15 protein-coding genes are annotated in these 16,299 nt (G+C 37.2%); 12 read left to right on the top strand and 3 right to left on the bottom strand.

Annotated elements, in window-relative coordinates:
* Window positions 1-7 precede the first annotated feature (7 nt).
* From AC27VX_RS11525 to AC27VX_RS11500, 6 genes are all read left to right on the top strand, one after another.
* The gene (locus AC27VX_RS11525) at window positions 8-331 is read left to right on the top strand and encodes a DNA-directed RNA polymerase subunit omega (RefSeq protein WP_027372958.1); all 324 of its coding nucleotides are present in this window, start codon (window positions 8-10) and stop codon (window positions 329-331) included.
* A 121-nt stretch (window positions 332-452) separates the two neighbouring features.
* Window positions 453-1,658, top strand: coding sequence for a bifunctional phosphopantothenoylcysteine decarboxylase/phosphopantothenate--cysteine ligase CoaBC (coaBC, locus tag AC27VX_RS11520; RefSeq protein ID WP_488695670.1), 1,206 nt, complete (start codon window positions 453-455; stop codon window positions 1,656-1,658).
* 36 nt (window positions 1,659-1,694) lie between these two features.
* The gene (gene porD, locus AC27VX_RS11515; RefSeq protein WP_236856501.1) at window positions 1,695-2,600 is read left to right on the top strand and encodes a type IX secretion system protein PorD; all 906 of its coding nucleotides are present in this window, start codon (window positions 1,695-1,697) and stop codon (window positions 2,598-2,600) included.
* A gap of 95 nt (window positions 2,601-2,695) precedes the next feature.
* Window positions 2,696-4,345, top strand: coding sequence for a DNA repair protein RecN (locus AC27VX_RS11510; RefSeq protein ID WP_488695668.1), 1,650 nt, complete (start codon window positions 2,696-2,698; stop codon window positions 4,343-4,345).
* Window positions 4,346-4,446: 101 nt separating this feature from the next.
* Window positions 4,447-5,913, top strand: a complete 1,467-nt coding sequence (locus tag AC27VX_RS11505; RefSeq protein WP_488695666.1) for a DUF5687 family protein — start codon at window positions 4,447-4,449, stop codon at window positions 5,911-5,913.
* A 3-nt stretch (window positions 5,914-5,916) separates the two neighbouring features.
* Entirely contained in the window at window positions 5,917-6,633 is a 717-nt protein-coding gene (locus tag AC27VX_RS11500) for an ABC transporter ATP-binding protein (protein WP_236856498.1), read from the top strand.
* Between the two features lie 55 nt (window positions 6,634-6,688).
* Here the strand turns inward: AC27VX_RS11500 and AC27VX_RS11495 are convergent, their stop codons facing one another.
* Window positions 6,689-6,880, bottom strand: a complete 192-nt coding sequence (locus tag AC27VX_RS11495) for a hypothetical protein (protein ID WP_300690626.1) — start codon at window positions 6,878-6,880, stop codon at window positions 6,689-6,691.
* 208 nt (window positions 6,881-7,088) lie between these two features.
* Between AC27VX_RS11495 and AC27VX_RS11490 the strand changes: the two genes are divergently transcribed.
* From AC27VX_RS11490 to AC27VX_RS11480, 3 genes are read left to right on the top strand one after another with little or no spacing between them, the layout of a single operon-like run.
* Entirely contained in the window at window positions 7,089-7,649 is a 561-nt protein-coding gene (locus AC27VX_RS11490; RefSeq protein WP_488695664.1) for an RNA polymerase sigma factor, read from the top strand.
* On the top strand, window positions 7,636-8,250 hold the full coding sequence (locus AC27VX_RS11485; protein WP_488695662.1) for a hypothetical protein: 615 nt from the start codon (window positions 7,636-7,638) through the stop codon (window positions 8,248-8,250). Before AC27VX_RS11490 ends, AC27VX_RS11485 begins: the two co-directional genes overlap by 14 nt.
* A gap of 27 nt (window positions 8,251-8,277) precedes the next feature.
* A complete protein-coding gene (locus AC27VX_RS11480; protein WP_488695660.1) occupies window positions 8,278-9,318 on the top strand; it encodes an outer membrane beta-barrel protein in 1,041 nt (346 codons plus the stop codon).
* 79 nt (window positions 9,319-9,397) lie between these two features.
* On the opposite strand, the gene fumC is transcribed toward AC27VX_RS11480, so the two are convergent.
* A complete protein-coding gene (gene fumC / locus AC27VX_RS11475; RefSeq protein WP_236856493.1) occupies window positions 9,398-10,792 on the bottom strand; it encodes a class II fumarate hydratase in 1,395 nt (464 codons plus the stop codon).
* 138 nt (window positions 10,793-10,930) lie between these two features.
* Here fumC and AC27VX_RS11470 point away from each other — a divergent pair, with 138 nt between their 5' ends.
* Entirely contained in the window at window positions 10,931-12,538 is a 1,608-nt protein-coding gene (locus AC27VX_RS11470; protein WP_236856492.1) for a fumarate hydratase, read from the top strand.
* Between the two features lie 147 nt (window positions 12,539-12,685).
* Window positions 12,686-12,970, top strand: coding sequence for a hypothetical protein (locus AC27VX_RS11465; RefSeq protein ID WP_236856491.1), 285 nt, complete (start codon window positions 12,686-12,688; stop codon window positions 12,968-12,970).
* Window positions 12,971-13,063: 93 nt separating this feature from the next.
* Here the strand turns inward: AC27VX_RS11465 and AC27VX_RS11460 are convergent, their stop codons facing one another.
* On the bottom strand, window positions 13,064-13,936 hold the full coding sequence (locus tag AC27VX_RS11460; RefSeq protein WP_488695657.1) for a helix-turn-helix transcriptional regulator: 873 nt from the start codon (window positions 13,934-13,936) through the stop codon (window positions 13,064-13,066).
* Between the two features lie 154 nt (window positions 13,937-14,090).
* Between AC27VX_RS11460 and AC27VX_RS11455 the strand changes: the two genes are divergently transcribed.
* Window positions 14,091-16,169, top strand: a complete 2,079-nt coding sequence (locus AC27VX_RS11455; protein WP_488695655.1) for a T9SS type A sorting domain-containing protein — start codon at window positions 14,091-14,093, stop codon at window positions 16,167-16,169.
* The last annotated feature ends 130 nt before the right edge of the window (window positions 16,170-16,299 follow it).

Here is a 16,299-nt window from a genome sequence, read left to right as displayed (position 1 = left end):
TCTCAAAATGAGTGTAAAAGATACAAAAGCAGAAGTAAATACTATTACTTACGATAAAGATAAGATTGAAGATAAAGTGGGTTCAATCTATGAAGCTATTGTTATCATGGGAAAGAGAGCAGAGCAGATCAATGCGGAGATCCGTACGGAACTTCATAACAAATTGGATGAATTTGCCGTTCACAATTCTACATTAGAAGAAGTTTTCGAAAACAGAGAGCAGATAGAGATCTCTAAGCATTACGAAAAGCTTCCAAAGCCAACTTCAATTGCTATTGAAGAATGGTTAAATGAAGATATCTATTTCAGAAAAACAGAAGACAGAAAATAATCATCTGTGTTTTTATAAATGAAGGTCATAAAGGAATCAGGTTCTTTTATGACCTTCTTTGTTTTAAAGCCTTATTGTGGGAAAAAATAAGTATTTTAGTGTTTCAAAAAATTAAAACTAAATGAGTATTTCCGGTAAAAAGATACTGATCGCCGTTTCTGGAGGAATTGCAGCTTACAAAACTCACTTTCTGATAAGAGATTTTGTAAAAAAAGGAGCCGATGTACAGGTTATTATGACCCCTGATGCTGAACAATTCGTAACGAAACTAAGCCTGTCTACCTTATCCAAGAAACCTGTATATTCAGACTTTTATGGAGATAACGGAACATGGAACAGCCATGTGGAGCTGGCTTTATGGGCAGATATCATGATGATAGCTCCCTGTACTGCTAATACCTTATCTAAAATGGTTCATGGGATGTGTGATAATTTGGTGATTGCCACTTATATGTCTGCGGAATGTCCCGTATTCATTGCACCTGCAATGGACTTAGATATGTATATACATCCGTCTACAAAAAAAAACCTTAAACTTGCAGAAGACTTTGGGCACATTATAATTCCTGCAGAAAGCGGTGAGCTGGCAAGCGGACTGATCGGACAGGGAAGGATGGCAGAACCGGAAACAATTTATACTGCTGTTGAAAACTATTTTACAGGAAATATCCCTGCAAAAAGTCTTGAAGGGAAAACTGTTCTAATTACGGCTGGGCCTACCTATGAAGCCATAGACCCTGTAAGGTTCATCGGAAATCATTCTTCCGGGAAAATGGGGTTTTCTCTTGCGGAGGAAGCTTCAAAAAGAGGGGCAAAGGTTATCCTTATTTCTGGGCCCAGCGCTCAGGTCCTTAAAGATTCGAACGTAGAACTTTATAAAGTAACTTCTGCCAGGGAAATGCTGGCAAAAGTATTCGAGTTTTACGACAAGATAGATATTGGAATTGCAAGTGCCGCAGTAGCAGACTATGCACCAAAGGAGGTGGCGAAGGAAAAGATTAAGAAAAATGATGATAACCTGACTATCGAGTTGGTGAAGAATCCTGATATTCTTAAAACAATGGGAGAAAAGAAGACCCACCAGTTTCTGGTAGGATTTGCGCTGGAAACCCAAAATGAAGAAGAAAATGCAAAAGGAAAACTGGAAAAGAAAAATCTGGATATGATTGTTTTGAACTCCTTGAGGGATGAAGGAGCCGGGTTTAAAAACGATACCAATAAAATCAAAATATTTACCAAAACGGAAAAGAAAGAATTTAACCTGAAGTCTAAAGGAGATGTGGCCAGAGATATTCTCAATTTTGTTGAATCTCAACTTTTAAAATAATTTTAATAAATTTCCGTTCTCAATTTTTAATAGACAATGAAAAAAATTATAAGTTTATTTTTTCTGTTTTTTCTATATACTCAAAGTTTTTCACAGGAATTGTTAGCAACAGTTCAGGTAAACTCTCAGCAGATAGGAGGAAGTAACCAGCAGGCTTTTAAAGCGTTGGAAAAAAGCCTTAGAGACTTTATTAATAACACCAGCTGGACTGGGAAAAAGCTACAGAATTTTGAAAAGATAAAATGTGGGTTTGCCATTGTTATTTCGGAAAGAGATGTCAACAAATTCAAAGGTTCTATTGTAGTTCAGGCTGTACGTCCCGTTTACAATACCACTTACGAAACCCCTTTACTGAACCTTCAGGATCAGAGATTTGCTTTTGAATATATTGAAAATGAGAATCTTATTTTTAATGAAAGACAATTCTCAGGTAAAAACCTTACAGATGTTATCAGTTATTATATTTATCTTATTTTAGGATATGATGCTGATAGTTTCCAGTCTATGGGAGGAACTCAATGGTATGCAAAAGCCCAGCAGATTGCCCAGAACTCACAGAACAGGAACTATGAAGGATGGAATACCATCAATGAGCCAAGAAGCCGAAGCATACTGATCAATGAAATTGTTAACCCCAACTGGAGCCAGCTGCGCTCAACGATATATACTTACCACAGAGCGGGAATGGATAACTTATTCAATCAGGATCAGACTGCAGGAAAGAAAGTGATCTTTGATGCGCTGATGCAGCTGAAAATGTATGAAAATACTTTCCAGCAGGCTTATTTCTTTAATCTTTTTATGGATACGAAAAGTGATGAGATCTTCAATATTTTCAATTCCGGAAACAATGGAGGGCTTATGCTTAATGATTTAAAACAAACTATGATCATTCTGTCTCCTAAAAATATTGAGAATAAGTGGAATAAATGGAAGATTTAAAGAAGGGAAATCCCTCAAAAACATTTTCGTAATTCATTAAAAAAAAACTTACTTTTACAGTTCAAACTCAAATTGGATCATAACCCGGACTATCAATGCTTTCGAGAATTTACATTAAAAACTTTGCCCTGATTGATACTCTCGAAGTATCATTGAAAAATGGTTTGCAGGTAATAACCGGTGAAACGGGTGCAGGGAAATCTATTATTTTAGGAGCACTTCGACTTATTTTGGGAGAAAGAGCCGATGTAAAATCCATTGCCAAAACTGAAGAAAAAAGTGTGGTAGAAACCGAGTTTAATCTCAATAATCAGTTCAAGAAGTTTTTCATTGAAAATGATCTGGATTACGAACTTCAGACCATTATAAGACGAGAAATACTTCCTTCAGGAAAATCAAGGGCATTCATCAATGATGTGCCGGTAACATTAGATATTCTCAAAGAACTTTCTTCTAAGCTTATTGATATTCACTCACAGTTTGAAACCTCCAATCTTTTTACCTCAGAATACCAGTTTAAAATTATTGACGGACTTTCTGAGAACAAAAGGATCATTGAAGAATATCAGCATGAATTTTCCGACTTTCAGAGCATGAAAATGCTGTTGAAGAAATTGAAAACTCAGCTTTCAGAGGCCAATAAAGAAAGCGATTATAAAGAATTTCTGCTGAACGAATTGGAAGAGCTGAAGCTGGATGATGTAGACTACGAAGATATTCAGAATCAACTTTCAATTCAGGAAAATGCAGGAATGATTTCCGAAAATGTGGGTCAGATTTTGTCTCGTTTTCATCAGGAAGAGATCGGTATTCTCTCCTTCTTTAATGAAGCTAAAAGCAGACTTTCAAAAATCTCCGAAGTTTCTACCAGTTTTGCAGAACTAGATGAAAGATTTGAAACCTCTTTTGTAGAATTAAAAGATATCATTTCTGAACTTGAAAACGAAGCTGAAAGAGTAGAAATCAATCCGGAAAATCTATTATATCTTACAGATCTTAATAATAAAATCAATGCTTTATTTCTTAAGCATAGCGTTTCAGACCTCAATGAGCTGATAGAGATCAGAAGCCAGCTGGCCGGAGATCAGAAAGGAGCTTCAGAGCTGGAACTACAGATCGCTGAAACTGAAGAAAATATTACCAGGAAAGAAAAAACACTTCAGAGTTTAGCTGGCAGACTTTCGAAAAACCGTCATAAAAATGTTTCTGTTTTCGTAAAAAAAGCAGAAGGGCTTCTTAAAAAATTAGGTCTTGAAAAAGCGAAAGTTGATATCCAGCTGGAAGACGCGCAGGAATTCAATGCATTTGGGAAAGAAAGCATCCAGTTGCTTTTTCAGGCGAATTCAGGTTTCCCGTTAAAACCCATTCAGACTGCGATCTCCGGTGGTGAAAGATCCAGAGTAATGCTGGCTGTAAAGAAGATTATTGCAGAAAGTGATGAGCTTCCGACCCTTATTTTGGACGAAATTGATACAGGTGTCTCAGGTAAAGTTGCAGAAGAAATCGGAAATCTGATGAGGGAAATGTCTGAGGATATGCAGCTCATTGTTATTTCCCATCTCGCGCAGGTGGCGGCTAAAGGAAATGATAACTATAAAGTTGTGAAACAGGATGTTTCCGGAAAAACGCAATCTACCATCATTCCTTTAAGTGATGCAGAAAAACTGAATGAAATTGCACAATTGCTTTCAGGAAGCAAGATTACTGAAGCTGCTTTAGCACAGGCAAAGGAACTTATCGGGTAGTGATGAATCTTTGGGTTTTATATTTTCCAATTTATTGATGATTTTGTGATGAAATCTGTAACATTTTTTGCATTATACATACTAATGTAAAAAACTAACATATGTTTCTAAAGTTCCTTAGACTGGAAATTAAAAGCTTCTTTCGCGGCAGTTCTTTGGGGATCAATCTTGCCATGAAAATTCTGAGACTTTTCGGGATTTTTTATTTCATGGTGTGCCTCATTGCCGGAGCGTGTATTTCTTTTTATTATGTACAGGAGGAGATGCATCAGAATCCATTAATAATAGCATCAAGATTCTTAATCATTGCCTGGGTTATAGATTTAATTCTAAAATATCTATGGCAGGAAATCCCAACACAGAATATCAAACCTTTTCTTACTCTGAGTATCAGAAAGAATACACTGGTTAATTATATGCTGGCAAAAACATTTCTTTCAGCATTCAGCTGGCTGAGTTCTCTGTTTTTTGTTACATTTTCTATAATGGCTCTGTTCAACGGATATAGTTTCTTTGGAGTATTCACCTGGTTGGTAGGAATCTCAATGCTTCTTTATATGAATAACTTTATCAATATTTTCTTTAATGGTAAAGAGACCGTGGCTTTGTTTGTAGGCATATGCTTTGCTGCAATAGGAGCTTTGGGGTATTATCATATTATTCCGTTACTGTCTTATTCAGAATCTGTTTTTTATAGCTTTTATGATAAGCCTTACTTTGTGTTGATACCTATTGCTTTGTTTGCGGGGCTTTGGTTTGTATGCTTTAAATACCTGCGTCGGGAGTTCTACCTAGATCAGGGACTTGAAGCAAAAAAAGCAGTTGGAAAAACTGAAAATATTGCTTTCCTGAATAAATACGGCGTTACAGGGACATTTATCAATAATGATATTAAAATGCTCAGACGTAATAAGGTGACAAAAGGAATCCTTTTGGGAAGCTTTATGTTTCTTTTTTATGGTTTGCTGATGTATGCCAACGTTATGTATAAAACTCCGGCGATGATTATGTTCATGGGACTTTTTGTAACAGGAGGATTCCAGTTTCTGTTTGGGCAGAGAGTTCCTGCATTTGACAGTTCTTATTACCCTTTAATGATGACCCTGAATGTTCCTTACAAAGAATATATAAAAGCAAAATGGTGGCTCATTAATATTGTAACAGGAATCTCTATAATTATAGCTTTGTTTTATGCCTATTTTGGCTGGGAGATTTATGTTACATTTTTTGCAGCAGGGCTTTACAATATTGGGGTAAACTCTCAATTTACCCTCTGGTCAGGAGCATTCAATAAAAGTCAGATTGATCTAAACTCAAAGGAAAAAAGATTTGGGCAGAAAGGAAGTTTCAACATGATTGCATTACTTCTTCTGATTCCTAAAATGCTCCTTCCAATGGCGGTCTTTGCCATCGTAAAGTATTTCTCGGGAATTACAGCAGCCGTTATCTCAATTGCCGTTTTAGGGTTTATAGGATTCCTGCTCAGAGAGAAGATCTTTGATATCATTGTAAAACATTACAAGAAAGAAAAATACAGTACACTTGAAGCATTTAAAAATAAAGGTTAAGCCATGATCAGTATAAATAATTTATCAAAAACATACGGAACAGCAACGGTTCTGAACATTGAGAATCTTGAAATTCCAAATGGCGAAACATTTGGTCTGGTAGGGAATAACGGAGCGGGAAAAACAACGCTTTTCAGTCTTATGCTCGATTTGATTCAGGCAAGTACGGGGTTTGTAAGCATTGACGGAATTAAAGTAAATGAATCCGAAGTCTGGAAGAATAAAGTTTCAGCTTTTGTAGATGATACTTTTCTCATCGGATATCTTACTCCGGAAGAATATTTTTATTTCATTGGTGAGCTGAGAGGCCAGAATAAAGCTTCTGTAGATGAGTTTCTGAAACCCTTTCATGATCTTTTTAACGGGGAAATTCTTAAATCCGGAAAGTACATCCGTGATCTTTCTAAAGGGAACCAGAAAAAGGTGGGAATTGTAGGAGCGATTATCGGAAACCCGGAAATTATTATTCTTGATGAGCCGTTTGCCAATCTTGACCCTTCCACACAAATCAAACTTAAAAATCTTATCAAAGAATTATCCAAACAGGATGGGGTGACTTTCCTTATTTCCAGCCATGATCTTTCCCACACGACAGAAGTCTGCAACAGAATTGTAGTGGTGAATAAAGGGCTTATTGTAAAAGATATTCAGACCAATCCGGAAACCTTGAAGGACCTTGAACAGTATTTTGCAGATCAGGTTTCAGAAGTGACGATCTAAATGAATCTAGATATAAAAAAGGTCAGGAATATTTCATTTCTGACCTTTTTACTTTTTAATCACACATTCCTATAGGAAGCATGCACATTACAGTCGTTGAGCAGGGGTTATTGATCTGTTCCTTGCAGCAAGCATAGTATCCATTGAAGCCTACAAGATATTGCAGCCTTCCGGAGCATGTAGGTACAGAGCCTCCTCCAGGAAATTGTTTTAAATTTTGTCTGTTTACTTTTTTTAAATTTTTCATGGCTTTGGATTTATAAATTTGGTATTCCTAATGTAAGAAAAATAGAATTAATAGACTGAAATTCAAAATTTTATATACTGATGGAAATATGTGGAGCATTGTTTTAGAGCTTTCACGAGCCATTCCGTTTAAATAAATTTCAAAAAAATATATTTTTCTGTAACTTTTTAAAATATTTGTTGTCTTTAATACAAGAAACAGCATTAGAATGAAACTTTTGTTCGTAAATAAAAAAGAAGATTTGTTGAGCCGCCTGAAAAAACAGGATCCGGTGGCACAGAAGCTTTTCTATGAGAAGAATGTAAAGAAATTCCTAAGCGTAAGCAAGAGCTATGTAAGTGACTTGTATCAGGCAGAAGATTGTCTCATCAAAGCATTCTGTAAGATTTTTAAGCATATTGAAAGTTTCAGAGGTGACGCTAATCTTGAAAGCTGGGCAAGGCGGATTGTTGTTAACGAATGCCTGAACTTTATCAAAAGCCATAAAACGGTTTTTTATCTGGATGAGATTAATCATTCTTTCCAGCAGGATATTCATGATCCGGACATCGCTTTCGACTTTAATGCTCAGGAACTTCTGGACCAGCTTCCGGATGCTTACCGAATGGTTTTCAATCTTTACGTTTTGGAAGGCTATTCTCACCAGGAAATTGCTGATGCTCTGCAGATTTCGGTTGCTGTAAGCAAAACACAGTTGTTTAGAGCAAAAGAAAAACTAAGAAAGATCTATTTGCAACAACAAAAAAAAATGAAAAATGAACACATCTAAAGATAATTTCGAATGGCAGATCAAAAAACAGATCGAGGAAAGAGAAGTTGCCCCTTCCAGAGATCTGTGGTCTGAGATTGAGTGGCAAACCCAAAATAACAAGGCTCCCAAATTAAAGATAAACTGGATATTGGTAGCTGCATGTATTATCCTGACTTTCAGTTTAGGCACTGTTCTGTTGTTCCTTAAAGAGGAACCTTTGGTAGAGCAGCCCAAAATTGTAAAAGAGGTAAAAGAACAAAATGAAGATCAGATCATTACTGAACCAAATAATGATAATCCTGTATTGGCAGCGCAAAACCCTGTAAAAAAAGATATAAAAAATATCCCGTCAAAGGAGAAAACAGAAAAAATAACCGCTATACCGGTGCCAGATAAAAACACTATTCTCACTAAAGAAGGGCTTCCGGCAAGAAAACTGGAAGTAATCAGAATGACCGATCCCAAAATTCTGGCAAAAGCTGATTCCTCAAAAATTCAGGTTAAAAAGAAAAAATATGTGGACCCTTCTGCATTGCTTTTCTCAGTAGAACACAAAGATGTGATCGAAAAGACCAAGGATGGGAGTAATGTGGCTACAATAGAACTCAATAGAAACTAATTTATTTAAAATTTAAAAATTAATAATATGATCAAGAAATTTATCCTGATGGGATTGGTGTGTCTTTTCTCGTCCTCATTTTACGGGCAAAAGACATTCAATATCAATCTTGCATCTAAAAAAGATACGGAGGTAAGTCCTATCGTAAAAGATAAAATTGAAGAGTATGCTGGCCAGATTAATGCTATCATTCAGGAAGAGAAAAAGCTCATGGAAGCAGAGTTGTTGAATCTTCAGTCTAAAAATCTGGATAAAACTGAATTTGACAAGCAAAAGGCTCAGATCGCAGACCGCTATTCAGAGAAAATAGATAAAAGGATTGAGGAACTTGGGTTTGATCTTGATGGAGTCATTCAGAAGCAGGTAAGATATTCTCTTCTCAATACGGATGCTGCATCTAAAGAGGAGCTTAAAGCAAAGCTTCTGAAAAAATTCCGCCCCAGCAGAAGTATTACAGGATACTTTTCTTACGGAATTATGACAATGACGAACAGCCTTCAGGATAATGATCTGGATAAAAATATTGGATATTCTAATAATTTGGAATTCGGCTTGAAACTAAACTATCAGCTCAGCAGAACCAGTCCATGGGCCATTATATCCGGATTGGGATTCTCATGGAGAACGCTTCGCCTGGATAATAATATGGTCTTTGCAAAGAATTTTGATAATAATGTTTATCTGGAACATTATAATGGTGATATAAGCAAAAGTAAACTGAGAACGGGTTATATTGTAGTTCCTCTGGGGCTTCAGTACAATTTTTCCAAACTTAAAAATGCAGGTATGGATGTTCAGTACCGGAACTATTACAGAGGGTTAAAAATAGGGGCTAATGTGTATGGAGGAGCAAGAATGTCCACCAATAATATTATAGACGGAAACAACGGAGAATTAAGAAAAAGAGACAACTATCAGGTGAATCCTTATATTTATGGCGGCCAGCTTACTTTGTCCTATAACAGTGTGAGTATTTTTGTGAAAAAAGACTTCAGTAATTTCTTTAAAGACAGCCACTTTAAAAATGATAAAGCGTTGGTGTTTGGAATTAGCATTGGATTAGAATAATTGAACTTTTTATTCAACTAAAAACTCCGGGGAAAAATCTCCGGAGTTTTTTCAAGTCTATGAATGAAATTAAATCTAATTATTTTAAACTTCCTACCATATCTTCAGGTTTTACCCATTCGTCAAACTGTTCTGCTGTTAACAGACCAAGATTGACTGCTTCCTCTTTTAAAGTAGTTCCATTTTTATGGGCGGTTTTTGCAATCTTTGCTGCGTTTTCATAGCCAATATGAGTATTTAAGGCAGTGACAAGCATTAAGGATTTGTCCACCAGCTCTTGAATTCTCTCATGATTCGGTTCAATACCTACTGCACAGTGATCATTGAAAGAAATAGACGCATCAGCGATTAATTGGGCAGACTGCAAGAAATTATAGGCCATTACAGGTTTGAAAACATTCAGCTCGTAATTTCCCTGGGTTCCTGCAAAAGAGATTGTAGTGTCATTTCCCAATACTTGCGCGCAAACCATGGTCAGAGCCTCATTTTGCGTAGGATTTACTTTTCCTGGCATAATGGATGATCCCGGTTCATTTTCAGGAATATGAATTTCCCCGATTCCGGAGCGCGGTCCGGATGCCATCAATCTGATATCCTGTGCAATTTTAAATAGAGATACAGCAAGCTGCTTTAATGCACCATGGCTTTCCACAATAGCATCATGAGCAGCCAGTGCTTCAAATTTATTTTCAGCAGTGATGAAAGGGTGATTGGTAAACTTTGCGATATATTCAGCTACTTTTACATCATAGCCATTAGGAGTATTCAATCCCGTTCCTACAGCTGTTCCCCCTAAAGCCAGCTCAGAAAGATGGGGTAGCGTATTTTTTAATGCTCTTAAGCCAAATTCCAGTTGAGCCACATACCCTGAAAACTCCTGTCCCAGTGTAAGTGGAGTAGCATCCATCAGGTGGGTTCTTCCGATTTTTACTACATCCTTGAATGCTTTGGATTTTTCAAGCAGCGTATTTTTCAATTTTTCAACCGCTGGAATAGTCACTTCCACTACCTTTTTATAAGCAGCGATGTGCATAGCCGTAGGATAAGTATCGTTAGAAGACTGGGATTTGTTGACATCATCATTCGGATGGATTTCTGATTTCTCGCCCAACGTCCCCCCGTTGTTCACATGAGCTCTGTTGGAAATCACTTCATTCACATTCATATTGGACTGCGTTCCTGAGCCTGTCTGCCAGATGACCAAAGGAAACTGATCATTAAGCTTTCCTTCCAGAATTTCGTCACATACCCGGGCGATCATATCTCTTTTTTCAGCAGGAAGAACTCCCAGATCAGTATTGGTATAAGCTGCAGCCTTTTTCAGATAAGCAAAAGCTTCAATGATCTCATGTGGCATAGATCCTTCAGGTCCGATTTTGAAATTGTTTCTGGAACGTTCCGTCTGTGCACCCCAAAGCTTGTCCGCAGGTACCTGCACTTCTCCCATGGTGTCTTTTTCTATTCTGTAATTCATTGTGATTGAAATTTTTATAAAGTTAGTGATAACCGAAGAATTCTGCAATTTATAATCATTATAAATATCAATTTTAATGACTGACTTTGCTCATGTTTTTTTAAAGGAAGCCGTATTTTTGTACAAACAAAAAATTGAATGGATTTTAGATATCAGGATCCGTATCCTATTCAGAAAGATGATACGGTGTATAAAAAGCTTACATCAGATTATGTAAAAGTTGAAAAACTTGGCGACAGAGAAATTTTGACAGTAGACCCTAAAGGATTGGAATTATTGGCAGAAGAGGCGATGGCAGATGTTTCCTTTATGCTTCGTTCTTCTCACCTTGAAAGTCTTAAAAGAATCATTGATGATCCTGAAGCTACAGACAATGACCGATTTGTTGCTTACAACCTTTTGCAAAATGCAGCCGTAGCTGTTGAAGGAGCACTTCCTTCATGTCAGGATACGGGAACTGCCATTGTAATGGGTAAAAAAGGGGAAAATGTATACACAGGTGTAGATGATGGAGAATACCTGAGCAAAGGGATCTACAATACTTACCAAAAAAGAAACTTAAGATATTCTCAGGTTGTTCCTTTGACTATGTTTGAGGAGAAGAATTCGGGATCAAACCTTCCTGCACAGATTGATATTTATGCTAAAAAGGGAGATTATTATGAATTTTTATTCCTTACAAAAGGAGGAGGTTCTGCGAATAAGACTTTCTTATACCAAAAGACGAAATCTCTATTGAACGAAAAATCTCTGGAAGAATTCGTTAAAGAAAGAATTTCCGACCTTGGAACAGCAGCTTGTCCGCCATACCACTTAGCTTTGGTAATAGGAGGGACATCGGCAGAAGCAAACCTTGCTACAGTAAAAAAAGCTTCAGCAAAGTATTATGACAATCTTCCAACAGAAGGAAATGAAGCCGGGCAGGCGTTCAGAGACCTTGAGTGGGAGGCAAAAGTTCAGAAGATCTGTCAGGAAAGTGCAATTGGAGCACAGTTTGGCGGTAAATACCTTACTCATGATGTAAGAGTGATCAGGCTTCCAAGACACGCAGCTTCTTGCCCTGTAGGAATGGGAGTTTCATGTTCTGCAGACAGAAATATAAAAGGTAAAATTACAAAAGAAGGTATTTTCCTTGAACAGCTGGAACAAGACCCGAAGAGATTCTTGCCGGATACCCCTCCACATCTGGAAGAAGCCGTTGAAATTGATTTGAATAAGCCAATGCCTGAAATTTTGGCAGAGCTTTCAAAATATCCAATCAAAACAAGATTGAAATTAAATGGAACATTGATCGTAGCAAGAGATATCGCTCACGCAAAAATCAAAGAAATTATTGACAGTGGTAAGCCAATGCCGGAATATTTCAAAAACCACCCAATCTACTATGCAGGACCGGCAAAAACACCGGAAGGAATGGCCTCAGGAAGTTTCGGACCAACTACAGCAGGAAGAATGGATGTGTACGTTGATGAATTCCAAAGTCACGGCGGAAGCATGATCATGCTGGCAAAAGGAAACAGAAGTAAAGATGTTACCAATGCGTGCGGCAAATACGGAGGTTTCTATCTTGGATCTATCGGAGGACCTGCAGCGATTCTTGCAAAAGACAATATTGTATCCGTAGAAGTAGTGGACTTTCCGGAATTAGGAATGGAAGCGGTAAGAAAAATTGAAGTAAAAGATTTCCCTGCATTCATCATTAGTGATGATAAAGGAAATGATTTCTTCGCAAATCTTGCCCATTAATTAAATTAAAAACGATTATTAAGGCCTCAGATATTAAGTCTCATGGCCTTAAAATCTATATAGAATTAAAATAAATAATAAAATAGAGCACTGATCTTTTGTGTAAAAAGGAAAAAAGTTCTATTTTTGCCTAAAATCTTTAAGAGAATGATAACGATATTATCAGCATTTTGGCCGTTCTACCAGTTCCTTTGGACTATCTTCTTCATTACTATGTTCTTAGTGGGATTCTGGTGTATTTTCATGTTCTTCGGATGGGTTATCCCAATTTGGTTGACTGAAGGTCTGAAGGAGTACTTCGGAAAAGTAAAGCCTTTCGATCCTGAAGATATCAGAAGAAAGAAAGTATACGAACAGGAAGGTGTAGAGGTGATCTACAACGAGCCTAAAGGTAACGGACCGTTCCTTCACGATCACGGACATCATCATTAATTGATTGTCATTGCTTTTTCACCTGAATTCTGAAAAAGTAATATCAAAGCAAAACAACATATATAAACCGCTTAATTTTTTAGGCGGTTTTTCTTATTTATTATTCCTGAGGTTTTCCGGAGATATTCCGAATTTCTTTTTAAAAGCCCGCGTGAAATTCTGCAGATACTCATATCCGCATTCTATAGCAATTTCCTTGATCATAATTTCCTTATTGGTAATCAGTTTTTTAGCTTTCAGCATTCTGAGGTCTGATATATAATTGGAAATTGTAGTGTGGTACTGTGCCTTAAACTCTCTCCTGATGATATTCGGATTTACCCCTATCAGTTTTCCCAGTTCCTCAGCTTTTATATTTCTGTGGTAGTTTTCATCGATGAAATTCTTAATCATTTCAGTTGCCCTTGGTGTTATCTCCTGAGTGTTTTTTTCATTGAACTGTTCAAAAATTAAAATAAGAAGTTTGATGATCTTTGCCTCAATGAATAATTTCTGCATAATTCCTCTCTTGGAATATCCCTGAATCTCCTTTACTATCATATGCATTTCAACAGTCATGTCAGGAGGAGTTTTTTTGTGAAGGAATATAAAATTATTAGAAATCATATTTTCCAGAATCTCTGCGTTCTCCCGGTTAAGTTCCGGATTGATGAGGTTAAAAATATATTGGTAATTAATTTGGATTTGGAAGTATTTCAATATTTCCTGGTTTTCAGTCCATAGCTCAGCCTTACTTTCTTTAGACGAATAGTGCAGTATATATTGGTTTTTCTTAAATAAAAATTGAGTTCCACAGTCATAAGCTTTCAGATTGACATCCGGGCTCAGGATAAAGAGAAGATTAAAACTTGATTTGCCTTCAAGCAAATGTGATTTGAAGGATTGGTCAGGACACAAATCCTCCTGTATAGTGATTTTGATGTCTTCGGATCTGAACAAAAGTCCACTTTTAGGTTGATTCCTCATACAACACATTTTTACGGCCATGGTACAAATAACTTTAAGCAAAGTACTGCGCAGGATAACCAAAAGTTTGAAAATGATAACTCGGGGTTAATTATGTGAGGTACTTTTGCGCAAAATTAAATTAAATTTAGAATAATTAAAAATAATATTTAATATGTTTAAAAGTTTACATTTTGCAATAAAGAAAATAACAACGGGATTAGCGTTGTTGACCGTTGCGGGAAGTTATTTATATGCCCAGCAATGGGAGAATGTTGGAGGTGTTCAGAATGTATCAGCAGGAGGAAGCAGTTTTAATAATCTGGTGATTGATAATAGCGGAAATTATTATCTATCCTATTATGATGTTCCCGTTGCCAGAGGTTCTGTTCAGAAATTTGATGGGACAGCATGGTCATATCTTGGTGGAAGTGCCGGTATTACCACCGGAACAGCAACCTACAATTCCTTGTCAGTGAGCCCGTCAGGAAGCACTATATATTATACCAACCAGCTTGGCTATCCGGGATCCGGGATGGAAGTACGCTTGTTTAGCGGTTCTTTATGGTCTCAGCTTCCTAATGCTACAGAAAGTTCTGTTAATTATCAGGCTTCTGCTGTATCTTCGGACGATATTTTATTTACTTACGGGTCTTATAATTCGGGAACTGTAAAAAGATATGTTAACGGAGGATGGGAGCAGGTAGGAAATGCAGGATTTTCAGGAGGAGCTGAATTTGCAGAAATGCATATTGGAACTAATAATATGGTGTATACCAGCAATGTATCAGGAGGAGTAAAAGTATATCAAAACAGTACAGGCGCTGATGCTTCACAAAATTGGAGTCTTGTAGGAGGGGCAGCTGTGGATGCAGCATCTTCAGGTGAGCAGTACAATACTGATATGGCATTGGATGCTTCCAATACAATCTATGTTGCCTATGTTTCCAATTCAGGAGGAGGAAGAAGAGTGAACGTTAAAAAATTCAACGGAAGCTCTTGGATTCAGGTTGGAAACGCTAATTTTTCTGAGGGAGGAGTTCAGCATATAGCTTTAGCAGTGACGGCATCCGGTACTCCATATGTGGTAGCCAGCCGTTTTGAAAATGATAACTTCCTGAGAAATACAGTTTATAAACTGGATGATTCTCAGAACTGGGTAAGCTTTGGAGGTGATTTTGTCTCTGATGGTGAAGCAAAATACAATGATCTGGCTATAGATAAAGCTCATAATTATCTTGTACTGGCTTATTCAGAAAACGAAACAAAAGTTAAAAGAATATCTCTTACCAATACACCACAAGTATGTACCAATACAGACCCGGGTGCCAATACCGGAGATATAGGCTGCGTAACTTTTACGTATCAGGGACAGCCGGTTTCTTATACAACAGTAAGAGGAGCAGATGGAAAAATATGGCTTCAGCAGAATTTAGGAAGCTCTCAGGTAGCTTTGTCAATGGATGATGCTGCTTCCTATGGTGATGTTTTCCAGTGGGGAAGATGGGATGACGGACATCAGCTTAGAAATGCTCCCACTGCACCTGCACCTGCACCTAACACACCTGAAGGGGCAGCAGCAGTTGCCGGATCTTTTATAGCGGGGTCGCCTGCCTGGTGGACAGGTTTTGTTTCTACAGATCAATGGAATGCCATATCACCTGCTCAGGCCGGCAAATTTTTAGGAGTAGATCCATGCAAAGCCATCGGGACAGATTGGAAAATGCCTTCCCAGGCAGATTGGACTGCTTTGGTTGTTGCAGAGGGTATTAATAATCCGGCCAATGCTTATGGAAGTAATCTGAAGCTGCCGGCAGGAGGATACAGAAGTTCCAGCACGGGAGATTATACTTTTGTAGGGCAGAAAGGATATTTCTGGAGTTCAGATACTTCAGGCTTAGGAGGGAAATATCTGTATATTGGGACAACCATTGCTAATGCATCTTCAGGGGCTATGAGAGGGCAGGGATCTTCTGTACGATGTATCAAGCCATCATCTGCACTGGGTACATCAGAAATTAGCCTGAATACTGCATCTTTAGGAGTATATCCAAATCCTACCAAAGGAATTCTTTATATTAAAGCTGATTCAAATATTGAAAATGTAAATGTTATCAATGCCGTAGGGCAAAGAATGAATGTACTATTTTCAAATAACCAGATCGATATGACCGGACTGGCTAATGGAGTATACATTGTTGATCTGAAATTAAAAAACGGACAGACAATTTCTAAAAAAATAATTAAAAACTAGTGTAAGATTGTATATACAGTCCTATACTTGTAAAAAATAATAGTTCATTACAATTACTTTTATTGGAAAGTCCATGAAATTTTCATGGGCTTTTTTTGTGATAAATAATAAAAACACTAAGGATAAAATA

The organism is Chryseobacterium sp. 14P4.3.2, from assembly GCF_057799275.1.
The sequence above is the reverse complement of the archived record's forward strand: the minus strand, read 5'-3'. Positions and strand labels throughout refer to the sequence as shown.